This window comes from Amycolatopsis sp. NPDC051372 (assembly GCF_040682095.1).
Classification (GTDB): domain Bacteria; phylum Actinomycetota; class Actinomycetes; order Mycobacteriales; family Pseudonocardiaceae; genus Amycolatopsis.
In genome coordinates this window covers 77,921-103,892 of sequence record NZ_JBFBAF010000016.1, presented here as the reverse complement: position 1 = coordinate 103,892, position 25,972 = coordinate 77,921, and the positions used below count along the sequence as shown (strand labels likewise).

Annotated in this window: 29 protein-coding genes and 4 pseudogenes; 10 read left to right on the top strand and 23 right to left on the bottom strand. The window is 69.1% G+C overall.

Going from position 1 to position 25,972, the window contains the following annotated elements; all coding sequences use genetic code 11:
* Window positions 1-36 precede the first annotated feature (36 nt).
* From AB0M56_RS24345 to AB0M56_RS24325, 5 genes are all read right to left on the bottom strand, one after another.
* Window positions 37-237: a hypothetical protein gene (locus tag AB0M56_RS24345; protein ID WP_364179817.1), complete on the bottom strand. Its 201-nt coding sequence runs from the start codon at window positions 235-237 to the stop codon at window positions 37-39.
* A complete protein-coding gene (locus tag AB0M56_RS24340; protein ID WP_364179815.1) occupies window positions 231-1,064 on the bottom strand; it encodes a hypothetical protein in 834 nt (277 codons plus the stop codon). The genes AB0M56_RS24345 and AB0M56_RS24340 overlap by 7 nt, the downstream gene beginning before the upstream one ends.
* A 121-nt stretch (window positions 1,065-1,185) precedes the next feature.
* Entirely contained in the window at window positions 1,186-1,377 is a 192-nt protein-coding gene (locus AB0M56_RS24335; RefSeq protein WP_364179813.1) for a NucA/NucB deoxyribonuclease domain-containing protein, read from the bottom strand.
* Complete coding sequence (locus tag AB0M56_RS24330; protein WP_364179811.1) at window positions 1,374-1,547, bottom strand: hypothetical protein; 174 nt, start codon at window positions 1,545-1,547, stop codon at window positions 1,374-1,376. Before AB0M56_RS24330 ends, AB0M56_RS24335 begins: the two co-directional genes overlap by 4 nt.
* A 32-nt stretch (window positions 1,548-1,579) precedes the next feature.
* On the bottom strand, window positions 1,580-1,927 hold the full coding sequence (locus AB0M56_RS24325) for a hypothetical protein (protein WP_364179809.1): 348 nt from the start codon (window positions 1,925-1,927) through the stop codon (window positions 1,580-1,582).
* Between the two features lie 251 nt (window positions 1,928-2,178).
* Here AB0M56_RS24325 and AB0M56_RS24320 point away from each other — a divergent pair, with 251 nt between their 5' ends.
* Together AB0M56_RS24320 and AB0M56_RS24315 are read left to right on the top strand one after the other, a co-directional pair.
* The gene (locus AB0M56_RS24320) at window positions 2,179-2,544 is read left to right on the top strand and encodes a DUF190 domain-containing protein (protein ID WP_364179807.1); all 366 of its coding nucleotides are present in this window, start codon (window positions 2,179-2,181) and stop codon (window positions 2,542-2,544) included.
* A gap of 64 nt (window positions 2,545-2,608) precedes the next feature.
* On the top strand, window positions 2,609-2,983 hold the full coding sequence (locus AB0M56_RS24315) for a DUF190 domain-containing protein (protein ID WP_364179806.1): 375 nt from the start codon (window positions 2,609-2,611) through the stop codon (window positions 2,981-2,983).
* Between the two features lie 1,125 nt (window positions 2,984-4,108).
* Here the strand turns inward: AB0M56_RS24315 and AB0M56_RS24310 are convergent.
* The 4 genes and pseudogenes from AB0M56_RS24310 to AB0M56_RS24295 form a co-directional block, all read right to left on the bottom strand.
* A pseudogene (locus AB0M56_RS24310) lies at window positions 4,109-4,417 on the bottom strand (IS21 family transposase); the annotation flags it as partial.
* 35 nt (window positions 4,418-4,452) lie between these two features.
* A pseudogene (locus AB0M56_RS24305) lies at window positions 4,453-4,871 on the bottom strand (IS30 family transposase); the annotation flags it as partial.
* A 4-nt stretch (window positions 4,872-4,875) separates the two neighbouring features.
* Entirely contained in the window at window positions 4,876-6,192 is a 1,317-nt protein-coding gene (locus AB0M56_RS24300) for an MFS transporter (protein ID WP_364179805.1), read from the bottom strand.
* Complete coding sequence (locus tag AB0M56_RS24295; RefSeq protein ID WP_364179803.1) at window positions 6,189-7,562, bottom strand: MBL fold metallo-hydrolase; 1,374 nt, start codon at window positions 7,560-7,562, stop codon at window positions 6,189-6,191. Before AB0M56_RS24295 ends, AB0M56_RS24300 begins: the two co-directional genes overlap by 4 nt.
* 98 nt (window positions 7,563-7,660) lie before the next feature.
* On the opposite strand from AB0M56_RS24295, the gene AB0M56_RS24290 reads away from it, so the two are divergent.
* Window positions 7,661-8,365 (top strand): metalloregulator ArsR/SmtB family transcription factor, encoded by a 705-nt coding sequence (locus AB0M56_RS24290; protein WP_364179801.1) that lies wholly within the window; start codon window positions 7,661-7,663, stop codon window positions 8,363-8,365.
* Between the two features lie 396 nt (window positions 8,366-8,761).
* Here AB0M56_RS24290 and AB0M56_RS24285 read toward each other — a convergent pair whose 3' ends face one another.
* The 5 genes and pseudogenes from AB0M56_RS24285 to AB0M56_RS24265 all read right to left on the bottom strand — a co-directional run.
* Entirely contained in the window at window positions 8,762-9,244 is a 483-nt protein-coding gene (locus AB0M56_RS24285; protein ID WP_364180025.1) for a hypothetical protein, read from the bottom strand.
* 609 nt (window positions 9,245-9,853) lie between these two features.
* Window positions 9,854-11,143, bottom strand: a complete 1,290-nt coding sequence (locus AB0M56_RS24280; protein ID WP_364179799.1) for an ArsB/NhaD family transporter — start codon at window positions 11,141-11,143, stop codon at window positions 9,854-9,856.
* Window positions 11,144-11,159: 16 nt separating this feature from the next.
* The gene (locus tag AB0M56_RS24275) at window positions 11,160-11,600 is read right to left on the bottom strand and encodes a CBS domain-containing protein (protein ID WP_364179797.1); all 441 of its coding nucleotides are present in this window, start codon (window positions 11,598-11,600) and stop codon (window positions 11,160-11,162) included.
* Between the two features lie 417 nt (window positions 11,601-12,017).
* Window positions 12,018-12,362, bottom strand: a complete 345-nt coding sequence (locus AB0M56_RS24270) for a hypothetical protein (RefSeq protein WP_364180023.1) — start codon at window positions 12,360-12,362, stop codon at window positions 12,018-12,020.
* Window positions 12,247-12,888, bottom strand: a pseudogene (locus AB0M56_RS24265) (DNA ligase); the annotation flags it as partial. The pseudogene AB0M56_RS24265 and the gene AB0M56_RS24270, both read right to left, overlap by 116 nt.
* A gap of 293 nt (window positions 12,889-13,181) precedes the next feature.
* Between AB0M56_RS24265 and AB0M56_RS24260 the strand changes: the two are divergent.
* From AB0M56_RS24260 to AB0M56_RS24230, 7 genes and pseudogenes are all read left to right on the top strand, one after another.
* Window positions 13,182-13,436, top strand: a pseudogene (locus AB0M56_RS24260) (MerR family transcriptional regulator); the annotation flags it as partial.
* A 110-nt stretch (window positions 13,437-13,546) separates the two neighbouring features.
* Window positions 13,547-13,909 carry a metalloregulator ArsR/SmtB family transcription factor gene (locus tag AB0M56_RS24255; RefSeq protein WP_364179796.1) on the top strand — a complete coding sequence of 121 codons (363 nt, stop codon included), beginning with the start codon at window positions 13,547-13,549 and terminating at the stop codon, window positions 13,907-13,909.
* 98 nt (window positions 13,910-14,007) lie between these two features.
* On the top strand, window positions 14,008-14,637 hold the full coding sequence (locus AB0M56_RS24250) for a cation transporter (protein WP_364180021.1): 630 nt from the start codon (window positions 14,008-14,010) through the stop codon (window positions 14,635-14,637).
* 133 nt (window positions 14,638-14,770) lie between these two features.
* Complete coding sequence (locus AB0M56_RS24245) at window positions 14,771-15,331, top strand: hemerythrin domain-containing protein (RefSeq protein WP_364179794.1); 561 nt, start codon at window positions 14,771-14,773, stop codon at window positions 15,329-15,331.
* A 63-nt stretch (window positions 15,332-15,394) separates the two neighbouring features.
* Window positions 15,395-15,517 (top strand): hypothetical protein, encoded by a 123-nt coding sequence (locus AB0M56_RS24240; protein WP_364179792.1) that lies wholly within the window; start codon window positions 15,395-15,397, stop codon window positions 15,515-15,517.
* Between the two features lie 14 nt (window positions 15,518-15,531).
* Window positions 15,532-16,038: a hypothetical protein gene (locus AB0M56_RS24235; RefSeq protein ID WP_364179790.1), complete on the top strand. Its 507-nt coding sequence runs from the start codon at window positions 15,532-15,534 to the stop codon at window positions 16,036-16,038.
* Window positions 16,039-16,418: 380 nt separating this feature from the next.
* Window positions 16,419-16,559 carry a hypothetical protein gene (locus AB0M56_RS24230; RefSeq protein WP_364179788.1) on the top strand — a complete coding sequence of 47 codons (141 nt, stop codon included), beginning with the start codon at window positions 16,419-16,421 and terminating at the stop codon, window positions 16,557-16,559.
* Between the two features lie 69 nt (window positions 16,560-16,628).
* Here AB0M56_RS24230 and AB0M56_RS24225 read toward each other — a convergent pair whose 3' ends face one another.
* The 9 genes from AB0M56_RS24225 to AB0M56_RS24185 form a co-directional block, all read right to left on the bottom strand.
* Complete coding sequence (locus tag AB0M56_RS24225) at window positions 16,629-17,507, bottom strand: formylglycine-generating enzyme family protein (RefSeq protein ID WP_364179787.1); 879 nt, start codon at window positions 17,505-17,507, stop codon at window positions 16,629-16,631.
* Between the two features lie 9 nt (window positions 17,508-17,516).
* Window positions 17,517-17,789, bottom strand: a complete 273-nt coding sequence (locus AB0M56_RS24220) for a DUF202 domain-containing protein (RefSeq protein ID WP_364179785.1) — start codon at window positions 17,787-17,789, stop codon at window positions 17,517-17,519.
* The gene (locus AB0M56_RS24215) at window positions 17,786-18,136 is read right to left on the bottom strand and encodes a DUF202 domain-containing protein (protein ID WP_364179783.1); all 351 of its coding nucleotides are present in this window, start codon (window positions 18,134-18,136) and stop codon (window positions 17,786-17,788) included. Before AB0M56_RS24215 ends, AB0M56_RS24220 begins: the two co-directional genes overlap by 4 nt.
* A gap of 46 nt (window positions 18,137-18,182) precedes the next feature.
* Window positions 18,183-19,439 carry a glucarate dehydratase family protein gene (locus tag AB0M56_RS24210; protein WP_364179781.1) on the bottom strand — a complete coding sequence of 419 codons (1,257 nt, stop codon included), beginning with the start codon at window positions 19,437-19,439 and terminating at the stop codon, window positions 18,183-18,185.
* On the bottom strand, window positions 19,436-20,377 hold the full coding sequence (locus AB0M56_RS24205; protein WP_364180019.1) for a 5-dehydro-4-deoxyglucarate dehydratase: 942 nt from the start codon (window positions 20,375-20,377) through the stop codon (window positions 19,436-19,438). The genes AB0M56_RS24210 and AB0M56_RS24205 overlap by 4 nt, the downstream gene beginning before the upstream one ends.
* 163 nt (window positions 20,378-20,540) lie before the next feature.
* Window positions 20,541-22,592 carry a dipeptide ABC transporter ATP-binding protein gene (locus tag AB0M56_RS24200; RefSeq protein ID WP_364179779.1) on the bottom strand — a complete coding sequence of 684 codons (2,052 nt, stop codon included), beginning with the start codon at window positions 22,590-22,592 and terminating at the stop codon, window positions 20,541-20,543.
* Window positions 22,589-23,461 carry an ABC transporter permease gene (locus AB0M56_RS24195; protein ID WP_364179778.1) on the bottom strand — a complete coding sequence of 291 codons (873 nt, stop codon included), beginning with the start codon at window positions 23,459-23,461 and terminating at the stop codon, window positions 22,589-22,591. The genes AB0M56_RS24200 and AB0M56_RS24195 overlap by 4 nt, the downstream gene beginning before the upstream one ends.
* The gene (locus AB0M56_RS24190) at window positions 23,458-24,411 is read right to left on the bottom strand and encodes an ABC transporter permease (RefSeq protein ID WP_364179776.1); all 954 of its coding nucleotides are present in this window, start codon (window positions 24,409-24,411) and stop codon (window positions 23,458-23,460) included. The genes AB0M56_RS24195 and AB0M56_RS24190 overlap by 4 nt, the downstream gene beginning before the upstream one ends.
* Window positions 24,408-25,970 (bottom strand): ABC transporter substrate-binding protein, encoded by a 1,563-nt coding sequence (locus AB0M56_RS24185; protein WP_364179774.1) that lies wholly within the window; start codon window positions 25,968-25,970, stop codon window positions 24,408-24,410. Before AB0M56_RS24185 ends, AB0M56_RS24190 begins: the two co-directional genes overlap by 4 nt.
* Window positions 25,971-25,972: the final 2 nt, after the last annotated feature.

The window sequence follows — 25,972 nt, the reverse complement described above, 5'->3', positions numbered from 1 at the left end:
ATGTGGGCTTTTGTTGTGTGCTCCGCTGGTTTGGGGTCAGCCACAGGGGAGGGGGTTGGGGTAGCGCTTGAGGACGTGGGGTTGGTGGATGTCGCCGGGCCAGAGGATGAGGTGGTAGAGGTCGTGGCCGAAGCGGCCGTCGTCGGAGATGGTGCGGAACCCTTTGGCGTAGACGCGCGCGGTGTAGTCGCCAGGTGGGACGGTGGTGCGGGGGATGCTGGGGGTGTAGTTCAGCATCGAGACGAGGATGCGGCCGGTGGTCGTGCGCAGGCCGGCTTCGGCGACGTGGTCCCAGCCGTCGAAGTTGTCGTCGGGGCGGTGGTGCGGACGTCGAGGATGACGGGGACGGTGGTGCGGCGGGCGGTGCTGACGTCGAAGACGCCGTTGTCTCCGGCGATGAGGTCGTTGATGAGCGGCATGGTCCAGTCGTCGGGGTCGAAGCGGACGGTTTCGTCCTGGACGAAGAAGCTGTTGTAGTCGGCGAACACGTCGAGCTCGGCGTAGACGAGCCGGGTGCCGTCGGCGCCGGAGTCGGTGCTGGTGGGTAGTTGGTCGGGCATGAGGTGGACCTGGGCTCCGTCGGGTAGGTCGTGGATGGTGGAGGCGAAGGGACCGCGGGCGCGCATGCAGGTGATGGCGTCCTTGACGACGAGGTTGTCGTCGCCGTAGCTGCCGCCTGTGGTGAACAGCCGCAGCGGGAGGAGGCGCTGGTCGTGATCGAGCGGGCCGTGGCGGTCTTGCCAGGCACCGGCGAAGGCGTGGACGCCGCGGACGTCGGGGTCGGCGAGTAGCCAGGCGGCCCAGTCGTCGAGGCTGGTGCCGATCGGGGTGCGGCCGGCGGTTTCGGGGTCGAAGGTGATGATCTCGTGGTTGCCGGTGATGGCGAACTGGCGGCCGAACAGGTCCTGCGCGAAGCAGAACAACCCGTCGGTCTGCCCGCCGTAGGTGTCCTTCCAGGTGGCGGGGGTGTTCCAGTGCTGCAGTTCGGGTCCTAGGCCGGTCGGGCCGCCGCGGAAGAGCTGGATCCCAGCGTTGGACACGGTGAAGCCGTTGACGGTGCTCAACAGTTCGGCCAGTTCGCCGAGGGGGCCTCGGTGTGGCCGAGGTCGAGATCGATGCGCGGGCCGAGCGGCCCGCGGGCCGCGTTGAGTAGCTGCGCAAGGGGGCTGGTGCTGGTCATGGTCGTCAGTCCGCCAGGATGGTGACGCGCTGGCCGTTGTCCAGGCCGGAGATCTGGTTGGCGATGGACCGTCCGGCTCCGCGGTTGTGGCCTGGGTCGATGTACTTCACGGACGATCCGTCACCGCCTTCCTGGAACACAGCGGGAGGGTATTCGTCGCGATCGTAACCGGACCGGGTCTTCGGGACCTGTTTCATGGACTCCTCACGGCGGTCTTCAGCACCGTCGCGGTCGCCCGGTCATCGGGCAGGCGATCCCGGTGGCGCGCCCACGCCTGCAGCGCCGCCAGCGCCATCGCCTGCGCGGACGCCGGCTCGGGGGAGCGGTGTTCGGCATGCAACCCACACTGTGCCGATCTACTCGGCATGTCGAATCATTCGACAATAGTTGCCGACGTGCTCAGGGCAGTTCGACGAACGGCACGCCGACGGCGGCGAGCTTGGTTTGCAGGTTGATGTCGCCGGTCGCGACGTAGAGCGCGGATCCGGGGTGGTCGGACTGCCGGAGCAGGGTGGCGGCGACGAACGGGTCGTCGGGCACGGTCAGGTCGAGCCAGGACGGAAGTCGATCGCTGTGCGGCTCGATGTGCTCGAACACCGCCCACACATCACCGGCCACACGCACGCCGGCACGACCGTCGCCGTTCGTCCGCAAGCCCTTGAGCCTTCTCTCGGCCCGCTTGGCTGCATCGCGCAGGTGGGGACTGTTGGCGGCGAGTGGCCGCGATTCGGGTTCGGCGAACTCCACCGTCGGGTGCTGATGCGCTGGTGGCAGCTTGCGGCGTTTCGGCGGGCGCGCGCGCCAGATTGGCGAGCACGCACGCGGTACCCGGGCGTTTTGCTCCGCTTCGACCTGGATGGCTACTTGACCCGTCGAACCAGCGGGGATGTACTGGACGTGGCGATGGATCCCGCCGGGGCCCATGTGGCCCGAACCGCCGGAAGTGCCGGCTGATGGTTTCCTGGTCGATGCGTGCTGCAGCGGACCGGGAGGCTGTCGTGAAGACAATCAGCCGTTCTTTGCGATTGTCGATCTTCCTCGGCGAAAGTGACATCTGGCATCACCGGCCACTGGATGCCGAGATCGTGTCGCGCGCGCACCGGGCGGGTTTGGCCGACGCGAATGTGTTTCGCGGTATCGCCGGCTACGGCGCGAACTTGCGCATTCACACGCAGCGTCTGCTGCCGCTCGGCGGAAACCTGCCGCTGGTGATCGTCATCGTTGACTCCGCCGAGAAGATCCGGGCGTTCCTGTCACAGCTGGATGACCTCGAGCTCACCGCGCCGGTGGTGCTCGACGAGCTCGAGTCCATTCGCTTCACCGATTCGGCCCCGGCGTGGGCGCGCTGGTCACGGGCGAGCTAGGAGCCGGCGCGCGGGGCGACGCGAAGTTCAGTTCGGCGGTGCCACCCACATCGAGAGGGAGTGCATGACGATGCAACTCACGGGAACCGCGTTGCGCATGACGATCCTCATCGGAGAAGACGACGTCTGGCACCACGCTCCGCTGCACCGGGAAATCCTCGAACGCGCCCGCAAAGCGGGCCTCGCCGGCGCCACGGTCATGCGCGGCTGCGAAGGCTACGGCCTTCACGGCATGATCCACACCACACGGGTGCTGAGCATGGCCGACCACATGCCCATCCTCGTGCTGTTCATCGACCGGGCGGACAAGATCCGGGCGTTCCTCCCTCAACTGCAGGAGGTGATCAGCAACGGCACCGTGGTGCTCGACGAGGTCGACGTGATGACGATGGGATGGTCCACTCTGGGCCCCGTGACCAGATCGCCCACCGACAACTGACGCTCCATTGTCCGTCAAACATCGGAGTCGGCCCGTACGGCGTCCGTGGTATCCCACGGGCTGGCCTCACGACCGCAGTGCACAGGCCGCCGCAAGCCCCAACGCCTGTGCGCTGCTCCGCGGGGATGGTCGCCCCACCTCCCATTTAGGGGCCGGCCATCCTCGCCCCCGCAGACGTGTGCGGCGTCGCTGCGGCTCAGAACCGACCTGGGCGAACTCATGGTGGTCGTCCACGCTGGCGTCGCCGCCGAATCCGGACAGACCGTGCAGGTGCTCGCGACCCGTATCACCGGTACCGGCGTGGTGGCGGGTACGGCCGCGTACCTCGCGTCGGAGCAGATTCTCGGTGAATCGGCCGGGCCCGTCGCCAGAGGACGTTGTGCGGGTCTCCGTGTTGATCCGCGACCTCGATACTTTCGCATCCACCGACAAGCCACGCGGAACTGGCGAGCAAAAGCCGTAGAGCCCGCACGGCGGGCAAGAAACCCCGCACGACGAAGACGACGGCTGGCTCACTGTGCAAACCAGGGAAGCACTCACGGCGATCGACGCCCAGCACCGCCACGCGGTCGATGCGCTATTCGAGCGCGCCCCACAGCCGGGTATCAAGCTTCAACGGGGCGAAGGTGACGCGGGCTGGTTCGAGCCCCCCGGCCACCAAACGGTGTGACCACCACGATCTGGTGGTAGGGCACTGGCCGCGATGACCAGCAGGTCGCCGCGGCGGACAGCGGATGGATGAAGCGGATGCTCCCGCAGTGGCACGGTGCGGCGATCAGCTGCCGCGGCGATGGCGAGTTCCTGCGGGGTCGAGACGTGATTAGTTGCCAGCGATCAGCCCAGTGCCTGGTCGTCGGAGCTGCGGATGTGATCGCTGTGGTGTATCAGTTTCGTTGCCGGCGCCGCAAAATGACGAACAGGAGGACGCCGGCGGCGAGAAGCACGCTGCTCAGGATTGCTTAGACTCGGATGTCGGCGCCGGTGGACGCCAGCGGAGGCGCTGCCGTTGTGGAGTGTGGACGGTTCTGGTCGGATCGCGGCACGACCGGGGAGAGGGGACGTCGGTGATCCAGCCGGTGGGCGCTCTGACTCTGCTTGACCCAATCGCGCCGGTCGAGGGCCGTTCTGCCGCGACGGGATCATCGTCGCGGTCAGGAACCGTGAGAAGCACAGCGTCATCACCAGCACCGGCAGCACTCTTTCCTGGCCCGCGGCGACCGGGATCCGCGGCTCGGGGAACCACAGGTCGCACTGGGCGATCTGGCCGGGCTCGTAGACCACCCGGTCGACCAGGTCGATCCCGGCATACTCCGGGCGCAACGCGGCCAGCTTCTTCTTCAACGGCGACATCGAGTGCGGCCAGCCGATCTTCTGCGCGATCACCGGTCCCGGCATCCGCGGCCACTCCGCCGGCAACACCCGGATCTGCGGCTCTGATCAACGATCACCGGCAACAGACCCACACCGGGTTACGAGACATCCCTTAGCCGAGGAGTTTGCGGGGGCCGGTTCTTGAGTTCGGCAGCCACGAACTCGAGATAGTCCGGGTGGTAGCCGGACAAGTCGGTGAACTTTGGAAAGTACTGCCGACGAAGACCGTTCGTGTTTTCGTTCGTGCCGCGCTGCCAGGGCGAGTGCGGGTCGCAGAAATAGATGTCCAGGTCGGTCGCTGCGGCGATCTGGATGTGGTTGGCCATCTCCTGCCCTGGTCCCAGGTCAACGTCCGGCGCAGAGTCCGCGGCAGCCTGGACATCGCCTTCGTCATCGCTTCCTGGACGTCGAGGGCCTTGTGCGTGTGCGGCAAATGCAACAACATGACGAACCCGGTTGCTCGTTCGACGAGCGTGCCGATAGCGGAGCCGTTTCCGGCCCCAGTAATCAGATCGCCACGCTCAGGACGGCGTGGGGTTCGGGGGCTTCGTGTTTGGCTGCTGGTCGGTTCCGGTTGGTGTCGGTGGGTGGCTGTTTTCGATTGTGGGGCGTGGGTTGGTGATCCAGCGGGCGGCGAGCAGGCCGGATGCGGTGGTGAGGATGGCGGCGGCGATCACGGTGGTGTTGAGGCCGAGGGTGTCGGCGAGAATGCCGGCGAGCAGGGCACCGGCGGCGTAGCCGGTGTCGCGCCAGAAGCGGTAGGTGCCGAGTGCGTTGGCGCGCCAGGTGGGGTGGGCGTGGTCGGAGATTGACGCGATGAGTGTCGGGTAGACCATGGCGGTGCCCAGGCCGAGTGCGATGGCGGAGATGATCCCGGCGAGCAGGGGATCGGCGAGCAGTGCGAGCGCGAGCACGAATCCGGCGGCTTGGACGAGCATGCCGGTGACGATGAGGGGTTTGCGGCCGATGCGGTCGGAGAGGTGCCCGCTGGGGATCTGGCCAAGCCCCCACAGCAGGGGGTAGAGGCCTTTGATGAGGCCGACGGCGGCGAGGCCGAGTCCGTGCTGGGTGAACAGCAGCGGGAACACGCCCCAGGTGAGCCCGTCGTTGAGGTTGTTGACCAGGCCGGCTTGGCTGGCTCCGCGCAGGGACCGGTTCTGCCAGGTGGTGCGGGCGAAGGTGGCGGCCAGGCGGGCGGATTGGGCGCCGTCGGCGGGTGCGGGGTGGTGGGACAGTTCCAGGGCGACGTGCGCGGCGGTGTCGCGCACGACGAGGGACAGGCCCAGCCCCGCGGCGACGAAGACGACCCCGATGAGTTCGGGGAGGGGGCGAAGGCCGTGGGTGGCGGCGAGGTAGCCGGTGAGCAGGGCGACGGCGCCGACCGCGACGTAACCTGCGGCTTCGTTGAGGCCGGTGGCCAGCCCGCGACGAGCCGGGCCGACGAGGTCGATCTTCATGTTGACGGTCATCGACCAGGTCAGGCCCTGGTTGAGGCCGAGCAGCACGTTGGCCGCGATGATCCAGCCCCACGACGGAGCCCAAGCGAGGGCGAACGGCACGGGAATGCCGATCAACCAGCCGGCGATCAGCAACTGCCGGCGGCGGAACCGGGCGGTCAGGGCCCCGGCCGCGAGGTTGGTGCACGCCTTGGTGGCGCCGAAGGCGATGATGAAGGAGAACACCGCGAGGTCGCTGGTCAGGCCGAAGGTCTCGGTGCCGATCAGGGGCACGGTGGTGCGTTCCAGCCCGACCAGACCGCCGACACAGACGTTGACGATGACCAGCAAGGTGAATTGGAGCCAGTTCTCACGCAGGCCCAGTCGCACCGCTGTGGTCATGACGGCTCGGTCCCGCCGGTGAGGTTCAGGTCGTGGGCGCGGACGTAGTCGCCGGGACCGCCGTCGAGCACCGTGAGATCGGTGCGGCCGGCGCGCTCGAGGAGGCTGGCGGCGGTCATGGCGCGTTCACCGCGCCCGCAGGCCACGACGGCACCGGCGGGGACGTCGGCGGCGTGTGCGGTCAGGCCACCGAGTTCGAGGTGGATCGCACCCGGCACGTGACCGGCGCGGTACTCCGGTGCCTGACGAACGTCCACATAGGACCCTGTCGGTGCGCGGGTGGCGGTGGTGAAGGCAGTGCTGCGCACCTGGCCGCCGTCCCCGGTCCAGGCGGCGATGCCGACCGCCAGCTGACCGGCCAGCCGTTCGTACCCGATTTTCGCGGACTGCCAGGCGATGTCGGCGGGGTCCTGGTCGGGGTTGAGGACGAACACCAGCGGGGTGGTCTCAGGCAGCAGCCAGCCCAGCCACGTCGCGAACTGCTCGCGCAATGGAATCGACACCGCGCCGGGAATGTGGGCGGCGGCGAAGTCGGCCGCGGGGCGGACATCGACGACGGTTGCCCCGTCCGCGAGCAATGCCCGCACAGTGGCAGGGCGCAGCGCGGGCAGCGCCGGGGTGCCGGCCAGGATTGCCGGGCCGCGGCGATTGGCCTCGGACAGGCGGGTGAAGTACGCCGGATACGTTCCGAGGCCGGCGAGCAGATCACCGACGAACGCGTCCTCGTCGGGTGCCGCCAGCAACGGGTTGGCGCGCTTCTGGTCGCCGATGGTCGACGTGCGTTCAATTCCCGGCGGGGCGGAGCAGAACGATCCCGCGCCGTGGGTGGGCCACACGGCAACAGCGTCGGGCAGGGTGATCAGTCGCTGCAGCGACCGGTACTGGGCGCGTGCCAGCTGGTCGGCCCGCGCCGGGCCGAGCAAGTCCGTGCGGGCCGCGGAATTGACGATCAACGAGCCGCCGGTGAACACGCCGAGCTCGCGCTCGCCGTCGAGCAGCAGGAACGACAGGTGCTCGTCGGTGTGGCCGGGGGTCGCCAGAGCCCGCAGTGTCAGGCCGCCGAGATCGACCTCGTCACCGTCGGCCAGAGGGATGTGGTCGAAGAGCCGGCCTCCCGCCGCGGAGGCGAGCACCGTCGCTCCCGTGTCGTGACCGAGCTGCACGGCGCCGGAGAGGAAATCGGCGTGCAGGTGGGTGTCGGCGGCGAAGGTGACCCGCAGGCCACGCCGCCGCGCGGCGGCGTTGAGGGTCCGCAGATCCCGAGAGGCGTCGACGGCCAGCGCGCGGCCGTCTCCCAGGTCCACCAGGTAGGCGCTGTTGCCGAGTCCTTCGTCGACCAGCGGGAGCAGATGATCGTCGGTGAAGCTCACAACGTTCTCCAACCTCGTCGGGGCGGGCCCCGTGCGTGCTGTGCGGCGTGTCCGTCGTCTGATATACATTAATCCATAGATTTATGGAGGATGGGAAGATGGTGGAGGGCACCACGGCCGATCCGGTCGGCGGGTCGGTGAAGGCGGCGGCCAAGGCGCGGTTGTACGAGGCGTTCGCGGTGAGCGGGAAGGCGCTCGCCAACGGCAAGCGCCTGGAATTGCTGGACCTGCTGGCGCAGGGTGAGCGCACGGTGGACGCGCTGGCCACCGCGGCGGGGCTGAACCTGACGACGGCGTCGGCGCATCTGCAGACGCTCAAGCAGGCGGGCTTCGTCGCGACCCGCCGGGACGGGGTGCGGGTGCACTATCGCCTCGCCGGCGACGACGTCGCGCAGCTGTTCGCGTTGCTGCGCACCGTCGCCCAGACCCATCAGCCGGCGGTGCCGCCGGCGCGTGACGCCTACCTCGGCGCCGCGCCCGCAGGGGAGATCACCCGTGAGCAGTTGCAGGCGCGCGCGGCGGCCGGGGATGTGGTGGTGCTGGACGTCCGGCCGCTACACGAGTACCGGGCCGGTCACATCCCGGGCGCGCTGAGTGTCCCGGTGGAGGAGCTGGCGGATCGCATCAACGAAGTGCCCGAGGGAGCCGACATCGTCGTGTACTGCCGGGGCGAGTACTGCGTGCTGGCCTACGACGCGGTGCGGCTGCTGACCGACCGCCGGCGCCGTGCGGTCCGGCTGGACGACGGCATGCTGGAGTGGCGGCTGGCCGACATGCCGGTCAACACCGGGGACCTCGCATGACCGAGCACGCCCACCCAACTGGCCGCCGCGACCGATAGGCATCCGGGGCTGGCCGGCGGGCCGGCCTGCTTGGACTACAACGTCACCGCGCCGGTCGATCCGCGCGTCTTCGAGGCCGCGATGCCGTACTGGACGATCCGGTCAGTGACCGCCTACACACAAGTTGAAGGCCATCGACAGCTCCCACTCCGTCTTCGCCGTGGGGAGCCGGCAGCAAAGTTCTCTCTCGAACGGTGTTCGTATACATAGCCTGACGTGGGCTGATCGCAACATGCCCATCGTCACGTTGCGCTCAAAGAGTGACACGACGACGAGCCGGGGCCGCGGGCGCGAGATGCCGTGAACGCCACACCGCGCGAGGGCATGTCGGGGCCCCATGGCGCCGCGCGGCGCGGCCTACCGTCGTCGCGACGAACACGAACAGGGGTGCAGGGTGGCCGAGGACGAGCAGGCGTCGAAGAAATGTTTCCGGTGCCAGAAGTCCGAGCCCGGGCCGGGCGGGGTCCTTATCCGGACTAAGACACTACGTCCTTGATCAAGGAATGAGGCTCGGAACCGCGGGCCGACGTGGCGCCGAGTTACGAGCCGGTCCGGCGCACGTGGTGGCGAATCGGGGCCGACGGTCCACTGGTGGACGTGCAGGTCGAGGGCGGCGAGGTTGGCCGCCCACACCAGGCTCGGCAGGTCCTCGATCAGCGGGTAGGCGATCGTGCCCGGGCCGCGGCCGCTGCGGGCCCCGGAGCTGGGCAGGACCGCGGTGCGGATCCAGTCCGGGGCGCCGCGGGGCAGGTTCTTTTCGAAGAACGCCTGATCAGAGGCGGTGCCATCCGGGAATCGGACCATCGTGACCGGTCGGCCAAGCAGGTGGGGGAGCAGGATCGGGGCGATGCTCGACTAGTAGTGCACGACCTCGCCCTTGGTGTACCCGCTCGGGTACAGGGGCTTGTCCAGGTTGGACAGCACCAGCTGGCGCTCGCCGACCTGCACGGTCAGCTTCTTCTCGGCCATCGGCCTCACCCGCCGCCGCGGCCGGGCTGCTCGGGCACGGATACTGGTAACTGGCCACTATTCATCCGTGCAGTATTGCCTCGATTGCCTTGTCCAGCTGCGGACACGCGGCTACATGCTCAGCCGCCGGAATCACTCGCCGCAGCGCCTGGCGCGCCCGGTGAGGCCAGCCTGTCCCGGGGAAGGCTCACCGTCTACCGCAGCAGCGTGAACATCAACTTCGTCGGTGTGTCCTACCGCTGGGACCTGGATCTTGGCCGGGTAGATCGTTTTACGATTACCAGCATGCCCTGCTGCGCTGGCGCCACCGGCGGCTCCGGTAGCGGTGATCGGCGAGAGGCAGGTCATCTCCATCTGTGGTTGGCGAGGCGGACCACGAGCAGCACGACAGCGAATGCCGCGATCATTCCGGCCGCGATCACGAGATCGTTCATGGTCGCCCCCTTGGGCCCCGGGGCGGAGCGTCGGTTGGCGGGCTCCTTACAGCACAAAGTAGCGCAGCCACAGGTACGGCGCGGCCACGAGAACGGTGATCAGGGTGACGATCGTGCCCTTCCGGGTGAACTCCCAGAACAAGATCGGCGAGCCGGCGCGGGCGGCGATGCCGAGCATGACCACATTGGCGCTGGCGCCGACGGCGGTCATGTTGCCGCCGAAGTCCGCGCCCAAGGCGAGCGACCACCACAGGGCCTGCGAGTGCGACGGATCCGGGATGTCGTTCGTGAGCGCGAGGACAAGCGGGCTCATCGTTGCCACGTAGGGGATGTTGTCGATGACCCCCGACAACAGAGCCGAAACGCCCAGGATCAAGAACACCGCGACCAACGCGTTTCCACCGGTAGCGTCTGCGGCCAGGCGAGCGAGTGTGCCGATGACCCCTGTTTTGACCAGCGCGCCGATCATGATGAACAACCCGGCGAAGAACAGCAACGTCTCCCATTCGACCCCGGCCAGGTAGTCCTTGGGCTGGGTGCCCGACACAAGAACGAGCAGCCCGGCGCCGAGCAGGGCGACCACGGACGGGTCCAGGTGGAGTCTGGAGTGCAGCACGAAGCCGGCGAAGACCAGCAGCAGCACGGCGCCGGACTTGAGCAGCAGCTTGGGCTTGTGGATGGCCTCGCGCTCGTTCAGGGCCATCACGTCGGCGACCCGTCGCGGGTCGACGTCGAACGAGCCCCGGAACAACCACGGCAGCACCAGGACCAGGATCACCAGCTCGATCGCCACGATGGGGGCGAGGTTGATGAGGAAGTCGTTGAACGTCAGTCCGGAGCGGCTGCCGATGATGATGTTCGGTGGGTCGCCGATGAGCGTCGCGGTGCCGCCGATGTTCGACGCGAAGACCTCGGCGATGAGGAACGGCGCGGGTTTGATGTCGAGCCGGTCGCAGACCAGCAGTGTCACCGGGGCGATCAGGAGCACGGTTGTGACGTTGTCGAGGAACGCCGACGCGACCGCGGTGATCAGCGCCAGCAGGATCATGATCCGCAGCGGGGATCCCTTGGCGCGCTTGGCGGCCCAGATCGCGACGTACTCGAATACCCCGGTGCGGCGCAGGATCCCGACGATGATCATCATGCCAAGCAGGAGGAAGATCACGTTCCAGTCGACGCCGGTGTCCTCGGAGAAGAACGCGTCGGCCGAGCCGCTGACACCCGCCGCGAGCACGACACCGGCACCGGCCAGCGCCACAGCCATCTTCGGGAGCTTCTCCGTCGCGATGAAGATGTAGGCGACGACGAACACCGTGACCGCGATGGCCGTGCTCACCGCGCCACCGCCTGGGTCAGTGCAGCGCGAGCTCCAGCAGTCGCGAGGCCGACACGACGCCCAGCAGCGTCCGGCCCTCCATGACCGCCACGAGCGGGCACCGCAGCCGCGCCATCACCGCGGCCACCTCCACGACCGTGTCGTCCGCAGCCACCCGCGGCAGCTCCACAGGCTCCCTCGGCAGCAGCTCCCGCACCCTCCGGCCACCGAGTTTGTCCGCGATCCGGTCGGCCATCGACTCGTTCAGCACTCCGGCCAGCGACGGGTCGTCCTGCACGTAGGGGGGCACCAGGAACTGCACCACCTCTGATGCGGGCAGCACCGACTGCGGGCAACCCGACGCATCCGTCACCACCAGCCCAGGCAGCCTTCGCTCCGCCAGGAGACGAGCAGCGGCCAACGCATCGGAATCCAGATCGACGACCGGGTAGTCCTCGACCATCTGAGCGGCGTGCATACCGCCAGGCTACGACGACCGGCGGGAACTCGTGGGGGCACGAGTCGCTCCTGTCGCGTTCTTGACACGTCGTCGTCCGGTGGGAACAGCCAGCGATCAGCGGGACAGGACCGTGAGTCTGCGTGAGGTCGAATGCGGGAACGAGCGGCATGCGACTCCTCCGGGATCGAGCAAGCGGCTCGCCGCCCGGCTGGGCACGAGCAGGCCGACCAGACTTCCCGGCACTCCACGCGTAAAGATGCCGCACAGACAAGGCCGGGGCAAACCGCAGCGGTGACATCCCGAACACGGCCGGGCAGGCAACCCCGTTGCCGGGACCCAGCTCAAGGTCTCGGCGATCGGCCAATGGCAGCGGCCGGCGGCCGGTTCCGCGTCACCTGGGCGGAGCGCGATAGCCCAGCTGGAAATGTGTTGCATTCACTGCAATAACGGAACTTTCACCTCGGCCGGCGTCTTGTCCGGGCGCCAGCCCCGCCACGCGGTGTGGCGCAGGCGGTGTTCGCGCGGGGTGAACTGGCGGTAGAAGACCTCCCCGACCAGGACCGGCTCGACCCAGTAGGCGCCGCGGGCCCGCGCGCGGCACCTCGTTCGCGAACGGGCTCGTCGCGCGCTCCAGCGGCGCGAGTTTGGCCTGGGCGTCGAGGAGGGCCTGGTGGTTGAAGCCGGTGCCCACGTCGCCGATGTACAGAAGGTCGCCGGTGTCTCGGTCGTGCGCGCCGAGCAGTATCCCGCCCAGGAGCCCTTCGCGCCCGCCCTGGCCACCGCGCCAGCCGCCGATCACGACCTCGTGCGTCTGGATCAGCGGGTGCTTCAACCACTCGGGGCTGCGCCGGCCCGCCCGGTACTTCGAGGTCCGCGCCTTGACGACGAGGCCTTCCAATCCGCTGGTCGCGGCGACGTCGAGCAGGTCCTGCGGGGTCATGCCGGTGGCCGAGAGGTCGGTGTGGCTGTAGGACGGGGTGATCGCGACTAGGTTCGTGTCCGGCGGCTCAATCTCCTCGAGGACCGCGCGGCGCTCGTCGTAGGAGAGCTCGAGCAGGACCTCGTCACCGAGCTGCAGGATGTCGAACACGAAGTAGGCGACCGCCCGTCCGCTGCTGTCGTGGTTTTGCAGCAGCCCGAAGTCGGGCCGACCCGCGTCGTCGAGAGCGACGACCTCGCCGTCGAGCACCGCGCGCCGGCCGCCGAGCGCATCGGCCATCGCACCGGCCAGCTCGGGGTAGCGGCCGGTGAAGTCGTTGTTGTTGCGGCTGGTCAGCACCGTCGTGCCGTCTGCGGCGACCCGCATGATCGAGCGGTAGCCGTCCCACTTGTACTCGTAGCTGTACTTCGGATCGTCGCGCAACTGGCCCCCGTCTGCGGTGGCCAGCATCGGCTCCACGTAGCCGGGCACCAGGGACCGGTCGCCCGGCGCGCGCTTGGCCATCGGACCTCCCCGGCTCGCCGGTCGCCGAGCAGCCTGCGCCCGGCGGCATCTGGCGCGAGCCTAACCCGCCAGCCCGCCCGCCGCCGATGGGAAACGTGCAGGTCAACAGCCCTGACGGGTGGTTTCGCGGGGGCTGCCGGGCGGGTACCGCCGTTGTGGGCCGGGCCGCCGACATGCTCGGCGCGACGCAGGGTTTCCTGCGCAGTCTCGACGAAGCCGGATTCCTGGCACCGCAACGCTCCGCCGGCGGTCACCGCCGCTACTCCCGCCGCCAGCCCCGCCTCGCCGCGCGCGTACGGGAACTGGTCGACCGCGGCACCGGCCTCGACGCCGCCTGCCGCATCATCACCCTCGAAGACCAACTCCACGACGCCCAGCGCGAGAACACCGAACTTCGCTCCGCCGAGTGACCCGGGCCGTTCTCAAAAACGCCTCGTTTATGCGAGACATGGCGCAGGCTGGAAGCGACGAACTGTTCAGTGCTTGCTGTTATAACACTGTCAGCTGTACTGTTCGTCGCATGCTGACTTGTGAGACGCGGGGTGCCGCGCTGGCTCGGCTGGGCCGCGCGCTGGCCGATCCGACCCGCTGCAGAATCCTGGTGTCGCTGCTGGACGGGGCCAGCTACCCCGGCCAGCTCGCCACCGAACTCGGCTTGACCCGCTCGAACGTGTCGAACCACCTGGCGTGCTTGCGCGGCTGCGGCCTGGTCGTGGCGACCTACGAGGGCCGCCAGGTCCGCTACGCCCTGGCCGACGAGCACCTGGCCCGCGCCCTGGGCGAGATGGTCAAGGTCGTGCTCGCGGTCGACACCGCGCAGCCCTGCGTGGACGACGACGTCCGGGCCACCGCGGCGACCGCGTCGGTGGAGGTGGGCCGGTGAGCGGCGACCCGGGACGGCGACTCGACCTGCCGCTGACGACGACAGCCGCCCCGGCGGTGGAGCCGGACGGGTGCGCGGACGGCTGTTGCGCGCCGCCGGTGGCGGCGACCTCGGCCACGACGGCGCCGGTGGACGCGGAACGCCGCGCGGTGCTGACACGGCGGGTGCGGCTGCTGGTCGCGGCCACGATCACCTACAACGTCATCGAGGCGGTCACCGCGCTCTCGGCCGGGACGATCGCCTCGTCGACCGCGCTGATCGGGTTCGGGCTGGACTCGGTGATCGAGGTCGCGTCGGCGGCCGCGGTGGTGTGGCAGTTCTCCGGCAAGGACCCCGAAGCCCGCGAGCGGGCGGCGCTGAAGGTGATCGCGCTGTCGTTCTTCGCGCTGGCCGCCTACGTCACCGTCGAATCGGCCCGCGCGCTGTTCGGCTCCGGAGTCGCCGAACACTCCACCGTCGGGATCGTGCTGGCCGCGGTGTCGCTGCTGGTGATGCCGTTCCTCTCGGCCGCGCAGCGGCGCGCCGGGCGGGAGATGGGTTCGGCCAGCGCGGTCGCGGACTCCAAGCAGACCCTGCTGTGCACCTACCTCTCCGGTGTCCTGCTGGTCGGGCTGCTGCTGAACTCCCTGTTCGGCTGGTCCTGGGCCGACCCGGTCGTCGCCCTGGTCATCGCCGCGGTCGCCGTGCGCGAAGGACGCGAAGCCTGGCGCGGCGAGCACTGCTGCTGACCCGCGTACCGGCCATTACCTTGCGTCAAGAGTCGGGGCCAGGTTCGGCCAACCGCGTCGTCCGCGCGGTTTTGACGCTGGTGAGGTGGGTATCCCCGGCGATATCGATACTGCAGGAACGGGAGTGGGTTCCATGGCCTCCGAACAGGATACTGATCTGATCACCGTGATCACCGATGATCATCGGGCGGTGGAAGGGGTGTTCGCCGAGCTGGAAAGCGGCACCGATTGGGCACACCGCAAGGATCTGACCGACCACGTCATCGCGGAGCTTGTTCGCCACTCGGTCGCCGAGGAACAGTTCATGTACCCGGCGGCGCGGACGTACCTCGAGAACGGGGACGAGCTGGCCGACAAGGAGATCGAGGAACACGCCGAAGCCGAGCAGGTCATGAAGCAGCTCGAAGGGCTTCAGCCAGACGATCCGCAGTTCGACGAGCTGCTCGCCAGACTGATGCGGGACATCCGCCATCACATCGAGGGCGAGGAACAGGATTTCCTGCCCCAGCTCCGAGCCGCGTGCTCTGTCGAAGAGCTGGGCCGGCTGGGCCGGAAAGTCTTGGACGCGAAGAAGACTGCCCCGACTCGGCCCCATCCCTCGGCGCCGGACAAACCGCCGGCCAACCGGCTGCTCGCCCCGGGCGCAGCGTTCATCGACAAGATCCGCGACGCGCTGTCCGGCCGACCGACCTGACCACGGAACACGCGCGCGGCACTCGCCACGCGGCCGGTGTCACGCAGGCCCCGGAGGTACGTGGTGACCGGCCCAGACAACACCGGCGGAGGAGAACAGAACACCGCTGACGACGGCGCGATCCTTGAGGAGGACGCCGGCGAGCGGGTGCAGCACGGTGATTCCGTGGACGACCGCGGTTGCTGATCGCGGCGAGCCCGGTGATCGGGATCAGTTTGGGTGGGGCCGGCGAGGTGTTGCAGCTGCCCACCGAGCGGCGCATGACCGCCGGCATGGTCGCGAAGTACCGGGTGCTGCAGTCTTTTCTCGCCGAGCGCGGGCAGGAGCGCGTGTTGATCGCCCGCGAGGCGAACGTGGTGATCCTGCCCTCCACCGAGGTACCAGTGGGGTTCGTGCGGTTCGATCGGGACGAGATCGCCGATCTGGCTGAGCGGCGGGACCCGAACGGCACGGTGGTGGGCGAGGAGTTCCACCTCTATGACGACCAACCGCTGGTCACGCACCGGCTCTCGGCGATCGCCCCGTTCCGCACCGACGACTCGACTGTTCCCGTGCTGGCGCAGGACACCATCTCCTCGTCGCTGCGCACACCACGCGGATGGTGGCGTAGCTGGCAGCTCGTGCGCTCGATCAACCGGTCCGGGATCAACGTCCCGTCCGAGTACGAGCTCGACGAGCTCATCACCCAGATCCGCTCGGCGGCCTAGCGATTGATCATGACGCCGAGCCGTCACATCCGGGCGCTGCGGCGGTGATACGTGACGGCTTCACGTCATCGTCGCGGCGTCGGCGCCATGCTGCGCTCCGGCACGCCGGTGAGCAGTACACCGCGTCACGCCGGGTCGACACGCGCTTCGCCACGAGGTGGCCGCACGCTGGACACCGCACGCGCCCCAGTGGCTGACCACCCCGACCGACATCCGCTTCCCCGGCCTCAACCAGGCGCTGCACCAAGTCTGGACCAGCATGGGCCTCGCACCGGCCACCCGGGTCGTACCGACCCTCGGCATCGCCCGCATGTTCGTCGAGGCAGGCATTGGCATCGCACCTGCGAACGCGTCCGCCATCACCGGGCTGTCCGACGCGGGTGTCCGCGCTGCCGATCGAACAGCCGATGCCCTCGCTCTACGCAACACTGGTGCACTCCCGCAACGTCGTCACACCAAAGCCGCTCGAACAGTTGACGGAGACCACCCGAAACCACGTCGCCGCCGAATGGGTCGGCTGATCACCACGACTGACCGTCGCCACCGGCCGGCTCGTCCAGCAGGATCCGCGACCCGGCGGCGTTTACGCACTAGGCGGAAAGGTCCGCCACCGTGCGGAAGCCGGTATTTCCGCTGGTGCTGTCCGGGGTGTTGCCGGTACGGGCGGCGACGCGGTAGCGGTTGCAGTAGGACTCGTGGCACAGGTACGAGCCGCCGCGCATGGAGCGGTTGGTGGGGTCGAACCAGTCGGCGCACCATTCCCAGACGTTGCCCGACACGTTGTAGAGGCCAAATCCGTTGGGTTGGAACGCATCTACCGGTGCGGTGCCGGCGTGGCCGTCTTCCTCGGTGTTGTGTACCGGGAACCGGCCCTGCCAGATGTTGCAGCGGTGCTCCCCGTCCGGGGTCAGCTCGTCGCCCCACGGGAATCGGGCCTGGTCCAGGCCACCGCGGGCCGCGTACTCCCATTCGGCCTCGGTCGGCAGGCGGCGTCCGGCCCAGGCGCAGTAGGCGAGGGTGTCGGTCCAGGACACGTGGACGACGGGGTGGTCCTGCCGCAGCGAGACGTCGCTGTCGGGGCCTTCCGGCGCCCGCCAGTAGGCGCCCGAAACGCCGATCCACCACGGCGTCTGCTGCGGCCGCGGCGCGCCCTTGCGCAGGGCGGCGGGCACGAACTTCGCGAACACGTACGTCCAGCCGAACTTCTCGGCGTCGGTGCAGTAGCCGGTCGCGTCCACGAACTCCGCGAAGCGCGCGTTGGTCACCGCGTACGCGTCGATCGCGAACGGTGCGACGGTGACCTCGCGGACCGGGCCCTCGCGGTCGTCGGGGAAGCCGTCGGCGTCGTCGGTGCCCATCCGGAACGCCCCGCCGGGCAGGACGAGCAGACCGTCGGCGTTGGTCGCCGGACCGAGCGCGACCTCACCCGAGGCGCCCGACGAGCGGGACGGTGGACAGCAGTGGGACACGTGAACCTCCTACCCGCACACTAACCGCACGGTTACCAGCAGCGCCGTGACGCACGCCGCAATCGCCGCCACCTGCAGCCGCCACCGCCGGCCGCCGGGGCGCCGCCCGGTCAGCCACGCAACAGCCACCACCACGACCGCGCACCCGCCCGCGACCAGATCCAGCACCGAACCGGCCGCGAACCCCGTGCGCAGCAGCAACGCGGCCACGACCGCCGCCGACAAACCCGTGCGCTGCCACGCCAGCGCCGTCCGCTCGGGCTGCAACCCACGATCACTCACCGCACCACCACAACGAGCACCACCACCAGGCCCGTCAACGCCGCAACCACACCGACCACCGCCGGCAGCCAATCCATCGGCAACGGCCGGCGCTGCCGCATCGCACGCTGCACCGTCGCCCACCGCCGATACGCCAACCCGGCCAGCACCGTCCCCGCCACCGCAAGCAGAACGGCCAGGCCGGTACGCAGGCCTACGACGGGGAACGGCGGCACCAGCTGGGTGAGCGCGACCGCGCCGGCCACAAGGGCCAACGCGGTGCGCAACCACGCCAGGAAGGTGCGTTCGTTGGCCAGGGTGAAGCGGTAGTCCGGCTCCTCACCCTCGGTGTACCAGCGGGGCGCCACTCAGGGTCCTTCCAGCCGAGTCGGACGGGTGTGCGAATTCACGGTGTCACCACCTGGCCGTGTTGGGTTCGAAGTCCGGTACGTAGGAGCGCATGTAGGTCACGTCGTCGCGTTTTGTGAGTCCACATCGGACGTAGTCCTCGTGCGCGCGGGCCAGCGCGTCCTGGTCGAGCTCGATGCCCAGCCCCGGCTTGTCCGGCACCGCCACCGCCCCGTCGACGAACTCCAACACGCCAGGCACGATCACGTCCGCCGTCTTCCACGGCCAGTGCGTGTCACACGCATACGTCAGGTGCGGCGTCGCCGCGGCCACGTGCACCATCGCCGCGAGCGAGATGCCGAGGTGACTGTTGGAGTGCATCGACAGCCCGACCCCGAACGACTCGCACAGCACCGACAACGCCTGCGTGTCCCGCATCCCACCCCAGAAATGATGATCCGACAGCAGAACCCCGATCGCACGAGCGCGTAACGCGGGCTCGATGTCCCCGAAGTTGACCACGCACATGTTGGTCGCCAACGGCATCGACGCCTCCGCCGCGACCCGGGCCATGCCCTCGGTCCCCGGCGTCGGATCCTCCAAATATTCGAGGACTCCGTCGAGCTCCGCCGCGACCCGAATGCTCGTTTCAACCGTCCACGCGGCGTTCGGGTCGATCCGCAACGGGTGCCCGGGGAACGCCTCGGCCAGCGCGCGGATCCCCTCGATCTCCTCGTCGGGCTCGAACACGCCGCCCTTGAGCTTGATCGAGCGGAAACCGTACTGCTCGACCATCCGCCGGGCCTCACCCACGAGCGCCTCGGGCGTGATCACCTCGCCCCAGGAATCAGCGTCGGCCCCGCCGTGCGCGCCGTACTTGTAGAACAGGTACGCCGAGAAATCCACCGCGTCGCGAGCCTTACCGCCCAGCAGATCGACCACCGGACGGCCCAGCACCTGACCCTGCGCGTCCAGGCACGCCACCTCGAACAGCGAGTACACGCTCGCGATCGTCTTGCGGATCGAGAACCCGCCGATCAACCCGTGCTCATCGGTCAGCACCGTCCCGGCCAGCACCCGCGTCACGACCCGCTTCAACCCCGGCAGATCGAACACATCAAGCCCGGCCAGCTCCGGCACGACCTTGCGCACCTCACCCAGGAACGCCGAATCACCATACGACTCACCCAGGCCGACCACACCGTCGTCGCACACCACCTGCACCACGCTGCGCAACGCGGACGGCTCGTGCACCCCCATCACGTTCAACAGCGGGGGATCCGCGAACGCCACGGGAGTGAGCACCACATCCCGGATCTTCATCGGCCCTCGATCCCCTTCAGAACCTCGAACCCACGCGCCACGACGCCGGCGAGCCGGTCGACCTGGTCCGGCGTCGGCTCCACCAGCGGCGGCCGCACCGGGCCCACCTTGTCCCCGCGCAACCGGGCCGCGGCCTTCACCAGCGACACCGCGAACCCGGGCGTCTCGTCGCGCAACGCCACCAGCGGCAGGTAGAACCCGGCCAGCAACGTGTCCATCACCTCGGTGTCGCCCTCGGCCAGCGCCAGGTGGAACCGGTGCGCGATCTCCGGCGCGAAACAGTGCACCGCCGAGGAATACCGCGCCACCCCGATCGCCGCGTACGCCTTCGCCGACATCTCCGCGGTCGGCAACCCGTTGAAGAACAGGAAATCCTCGGACCGCTGCGAGCCCAGCGCGCGAATCGTGGTCACGATCCGAGTCATCACTTCCGCGTCGCCGAAGCCGTCCTTGAGCCCCACGACCGACGGGATATCCAGCAGCCGCGCGGCCGACGGCGCGGTGAACACCCCGGTGCCCCGGTGATACACGATCACCGGCACCGACGTGTCGCCCACCGCGAACCGCACGAAATCGACCAGCCCCGCCTGCGGACCCGCGACCAGGTACGGCGGCAGCAGCAGCACGCCGTCGGCCCCACCCGCTTGGGCGGCCGCGACCCCAGCCCGCGCCGTCGCTGCGCCGCCGCCGGCGCCGACGAAGACCGGTACGCTGCCCCCGACGACCTCGCGCGCCCGAGCCAGCAGCGCCGCGACCTCGTCGGGCGACAGTGACGAGAACTCGCCCGTGCCGCACGCGACGAACAACGCGCCGGCTCCGGCGGCGATGTGCTTCTCGACGTTGTCGGCGAACCCGTCGAGGTTCACCTCGAGGTCCTCGGTGAACGGCGTCAGCGGGAACGCCAGCAAGCCGTCCAGCTCGATCTTCGGCATGGGGATGTGCACTCTCTTTCGGACAGGGCGGCGGGTCGAGTAGTGAGCGGCTGTGGTGTGAGGCGGGGAAAGGACCTGCCTCACACCACAGCCGCCAGGCGACTGCGTCGGTGGGCCCGGGAAAGGGGTCGAGCCCGCGCCGCAGTGGGCCGGTGGTGCCGGATTCCGCTCAGGACAGCGGGGCAGCTTGCGCTGCCTCGGCGCCTGCCAGGGCGAGCTCGCCGGCGAAGTGGCACGCCGCGGTGTGGCCTGCGCCTTGATTCACGAGCTGCGGGTCGGTGGTTTCGCAGATCGTGCGGTCGGCGCGGGCGAGCGGACCGATCGGGCAGCGGTTGCGGAACCGGCAGCCGACCGAGAGGTCGATCGGCGGCGCGGTGGCGGCGGAATGGACCTGCGTGGTCTGCCGATCCATGCCGGGTGCGGCGGCCATGAGCACCGAGGTATAGGGGTGGCGGGGCCGGTGAAACACCTCCGCAGCGGGTCCCTGCTCGACGATCCGCCCGAGGTACATCACGGCGAGGTCGTCGGAGACCTGGCGCACGACGGCGAGGTCGTGCGCGACGAAGACGTAGCCGACGTCGAGCTCGTCGCGCAGGTCGCTGAGCAGGTTGATCACCTGGGCCTGGACGGACACGTCGAGCGCGGACACGGGTTCGTCGGCCACGATGATCTGCGGCTGCATGGCCAGCGCGCGGGCGATGCCGACGCGTTGCCGCTGGCCGCCGGAGAGTTCCGAGGGGAACCGGCTTAGGAAACGCTGCGGTAGACCCACGAGGTCGAGCAGTTCGGCCGGGCCGCGGTCGGAGTCGACACCGTTGCGCAGGGGCTCGCTGACGATGTCGCGCACCCGCCACCGCGGGTTGAGCGAGCCGTACGGGTCCTGGAAGACCATCTGTACGGCGCGGCGCATCCGCACGCGGTCGGCGCGGCCGGCGCTGCGCCAGTCGGCGCCGTCGATGGTGATGCTGCCCGAGGTCGCTGGAACCAACCCGGCGACTGCGCGGGACACCGACGTCTTCCCACACCCGGATTCGCCGACCAGCCCGAGGGTCCGGCCCGCGCTGGCGCGCAGGCTGACCCCATCGACGGCGGGCGCACCGGCGTGCCGTTTGCGCTGGGCGCGGTAGTCGATCACGAGGTTGTCCACGACGACGACCGGCGCGGCGTCTTCCCGCACGTCAAGCGCGATCTCCGCTACCCGGGCGGGCCGGTGGTCGGGCGGCGGTGGCGCGGCCGTGTCGCCCGCGACCCAGCAGGCGGCGAGGTGACTGGGGTTCGTCGCGGACGGGAGCAGTGGTGGCTGTTCGTCGCGGCAGGTCTGCTCCGCGTGGGAGCAGCGGTCGGCGAACGTGCAGCCCAGCGCTGGGCGCGACAGGTCCGGCGGTGAGCCGGGGATGGTGTACAGCCGCAGTTCCGGCTTGGTGGACAGGCGCGGCACAGCCCGCATGAGCTGGCTGGTGTACGGGTGGCGAGGGGTGTCGAGCACGTCGGTGTGCCGTCCGGTTTCGGCGATGCGTCCGCCGTAGAGCACCACGACACGGTCGCAGTTCTCCTCCACGACACCGAGGTCGTGGGTGATGAGGAGAGTCGCGGTGCCCAGTTCGGACCGCAGCCGGCCGAGCAGGGCGAGGATCTCCGCCTGGATGGTCACGTCCAGCGCGGTGGTGGGTTCATCGGCGATGAGCAGCTTCGGGTTGTTCGCCACGGCGATCGCGATCATCACGCGTTGCCGCATGCCGCCGGAGAACTCGTGCGGGTGGTCGTCGACGACCCGGTCGGCGTTCTTGATCCCCACCAGCTGCAGCAGTTCGACGGCCCGCCGCCGGGCTTCTTTCGCCGAGGCGCCGTGCAGCCGCAGGGTTTCGGTGATCTGTGCGCCGACGGTCATCAGCGGGTTGAGGGAGGCGAGCGGGTCCTGGAAGACCATGCCGATCCGGCCGCCGCGGATGCGGCGCATGACGTGTTCGCCGGCGTGGGTGATGTCGTCACCGTCGAACACGATGCTGCCGCCGGAGATCCGGCCCACCGACGGGAGCATGCGGGAGATGGCCAGGGCGGTCATCGACTTGCCGGAGCCGGATTCGCCGACCATGCCCACGGCTTCGCCCGCGGCGATGGTGAGGTCGACGCCGTTGACCGCGGTCGCCGGTCCGGTGGGCAGGTCGAGGGTGACCGTGAGGTCGGAGACGGTCAGGACGGGGTGGGCTGGGGTAGAGTTCATGAGCGCAGTACCGCCTTGTTGAGGGCATCCGCGATGAGGGTGAAGCCGAAGACGAGGAGGAAGACCACGGCCACGGGCACGATCGCGTAGCTGGGCAGGGTGGCGAGGTAGGGGCTGCCGCCGGAGATCATCGACCCGAGCGACGGCTCGGGCGGCTGGATGCCGAGGCCGATGACGCTGAGTCCGCCTTCGATCTGCACGGCCTGGGCGACGGCCACGGCGGCGCGGACAAGCACGGTGTCCATCACGTTGGGCAGGATGTGCCGGACGACGATCTTCCACCGCGGGGTCGCCAGCACGGTCGCGGCGTTGACGTAGTCGCGGTTGAGCTGGCCCAGCGTGGCCAGCCGGGTAAGCCGGCCGAACACCGGCATGGCGAACAGCACGCACGTGACCATGACCGCGGTCTGGCCAGGGCCGAGGGCGATGCCGATGGCCACACCAAGTACGACGCCGGGGAAGCCGAGCAGCACGTCGAACACCCGCTGCACGGCGCCACCGGCGAGCGCGTTAAGGGCCGAGAGCATGCCCAGCGCTGTGCCGAGCGCTGCCGCGATCGGCACAGCGACAACGGAGATCAGGACGTCGACACGGATGCCGGCCAGAACTCGGGCGAGGATGTCACGCCCGACCTCGTCGGTGCCGAGCAGATGCCCGGCCGTGCCGGCGGGTGCAAGCGCGCTCGCGCCCTGCTCAAGCGGATCGATCCCCAGCAACAGAGGACCGAGCAGGCCCGCGAACAGCACGAGCAACACCAGGACGGCCCCGGTGAGACCGCGCGGCGAGCGCAGACCCAGCAGGTAGCGGTTGCGGATCCGTGGTGCCGGCGCTTCGGCCGCGGTGGCGGGTGGATCGAGGGTCGCGGTCATGCCAGCACCTTCCCGATGGCGATTCGGCGGTCGACGCGGGAAATCCCGATTTCGGTCAGCAGCTGCATGACGATCGCGAACGCGACCGAAAGCAGCAGCAGGTCTTGCGCCAGCAGGTAGTCACGGTTCTGCACCGCCGTCACCAGCAACGACCCGAGGCCCGAGCGAGTGAAGATGGCCTCGACTACCACGGCGCCTGCGAACAGTTCGCCGATGCGGATCCCGACCTCGACGACGGCGGGCCCGAGGCTATTGGGGATCACGTGCCGGACCACGATGCGGCCGCGGCTCGCGCCTTTCGCCTGCGCGGTGCGGGCGAACTCTTCCTGGAACGTGCGGCGCATTTCCGTGGCCAGCAGCCGCGCGACCACGGCCGAGCCGGGCAGGGCGACCGCGATGGCCGGCATGATCAGGAACTGGACGCTGATCGTCGGCGCATCGAAGAAGCTCCACTGTCCCCCCACCGGCAGCAACCGCCACGACACGGCGAACAGGAAGATGAACACGATCGAGCTGACGAACGGCGGCGTCGCCAAGGCGATGGTCGAGAGCAGGTCGACGATCGTGCGCGCCGGGCCGCGGGTGGCGACCGCGGCACTGACACCGAGGATCGTGCCCAGCACGATCATGACGAGGGTCGAGAGCACCAACAGCTGCACGGTGTTGCCCAGCCGCTGCCCGACGAGGTCCCCGATCGATTGCTTGAAGATGTAGGACTGACCGGGGTTGCCGGTGAGCAGGCCGGTGAGCCAGTGCCAGTACTGCGCCGGCAGGGACTCGTCGAGGCCCAGCGCGTGGCGGATCTGTTCCACCTGAGCGGGACTGGCGTCTTGTCCGGCCAGGATCGTCGCGGGGTCACCCGGTGCCATACGCAGGAGACCGAAGACCGCGAGCGAGGACAGGAACAGCACGAGCAGGGCGGTGCCCAGCCGGCGAGCGGTGTACTTCACGCGTTCCCCCGCTTCGTTGACGTGAGCACCAGGTTCTTCGACACATCGCTGTCCACTCCGGACACGCCCTGGGTCGCGGTCACATACAGCCCGTGGGCGACGGTGAGGTGGAACGCTTCCTGATTGAGGTAGTCGACCAGTGCGCGGGTGGCGCCGGCCAGCGCCGTGTCGTCACCGGCGTCGACAACAGCGTTGACCAAATGCGCGTACCTCGGGTCGGTGACGTTCGAGGTGTTCTTCGCAGCCTTCAGCGGGGCGCCGCCAAGGCAGGCGGTGCCGATCGAGACGCAGTTGAGGTCCATCGCGCCGATCCACAGGCCCTTGATACTGGCCGCCTGCAGCTGCGACTGCAGCGTGCCGGTGTCCAGCGGCTGGGGGTTCACGGTGAACCCGACACTCTCCAGCCCGTACTGCACGATGTTCAGGATCGCCATCGTGGTGGGGTAACCGGCGTCGGCAGCCAAGGTGATCGGCGTTTTGGGCGAGCCGGCCTGGACGAACAACTGCTGCGCTTTGGCCGGATTGTAGGCGAGTGCCGTGTTGTCCGCTTTGGACAGTCCCGGTGCGGTGTCGGAGAACGGGAGTGACGTGGCGGTACCGTAGCCGGAGAACACCTGGTCGGCGATGCGGACCCGGTCCAGCGAGTGCGCGACCGCGAGCCGGGCGCGGACGTCGGTGAACGGTGCGGACTTGACGTTGACGCCCACGTACCAGTCGGTGAACTGCGGGCTGGAGGTCTCGATCCGGAACTTGCCGTCCCTGGCCAGCACCGCGGCGTCGCGCGGGGCCAGCGCGTAAGCCAGCGGCAGCTGGCCGGCTTGCAGTCCGGCGAGCATGGCCTGCGACTGCTTGTAGACCTGCAGGGTCAGGGTATCCAGCGGTGGCTTGCTCGGCTGCCAGTAGCGGGTGTTGCGGCTGAGCGCCAGTGAGATCCCCGGCGTCCACTTGCCCCAGGCGAACGGGCCCGTGCCGACCACTCGGCGCCCGGAGGGCAGGTCCTTGAAGGTCTCGGAGTCGACCAGCGGCATCAGCGCCAATAGGTCAAACAGGGTACTGGTGGGCTCACCCAGCACGAACGTGACCTGATGGGCGGTGTCCGCACGGACCGCTTTGAGCTTCTTCGCGATCGGCGCGAACTGCGACCCCGACGCCGGCGCCTTGATCGCCTGCACCGCGAACGCGACGTCCTTCGCGGTGAACGCACGGCCGGTGTGGAACACCACGTCGTCGCGCAACTTCACGGTCAGCTGCGTCCGGGCTTCGTTCCACGCCCACGACGTCGCGACCGACGGTTTCGGCTCGCCCGAGGTCCGGTCGAGGTTCACCAGCGTGTCGAACATCAGCGCTCGCACCGGGAAGTTCGCCGCGACCTGACGCAGCAGGTTGGCCGGGACGATGTCCGTCGGAATTCCGACGGTCAGGTCCGAGCCCGACCCGCTGCCCAGATCGGCGGCTTTCGTGCAGCTCACGAGCACGAGCCCGGCGGCGGCGAGCGACACCGACAGGAAACTGCGCCGCGACAGTCCGATATCGGGGCGAGCTGGAGGTTTCCCCTTCACGC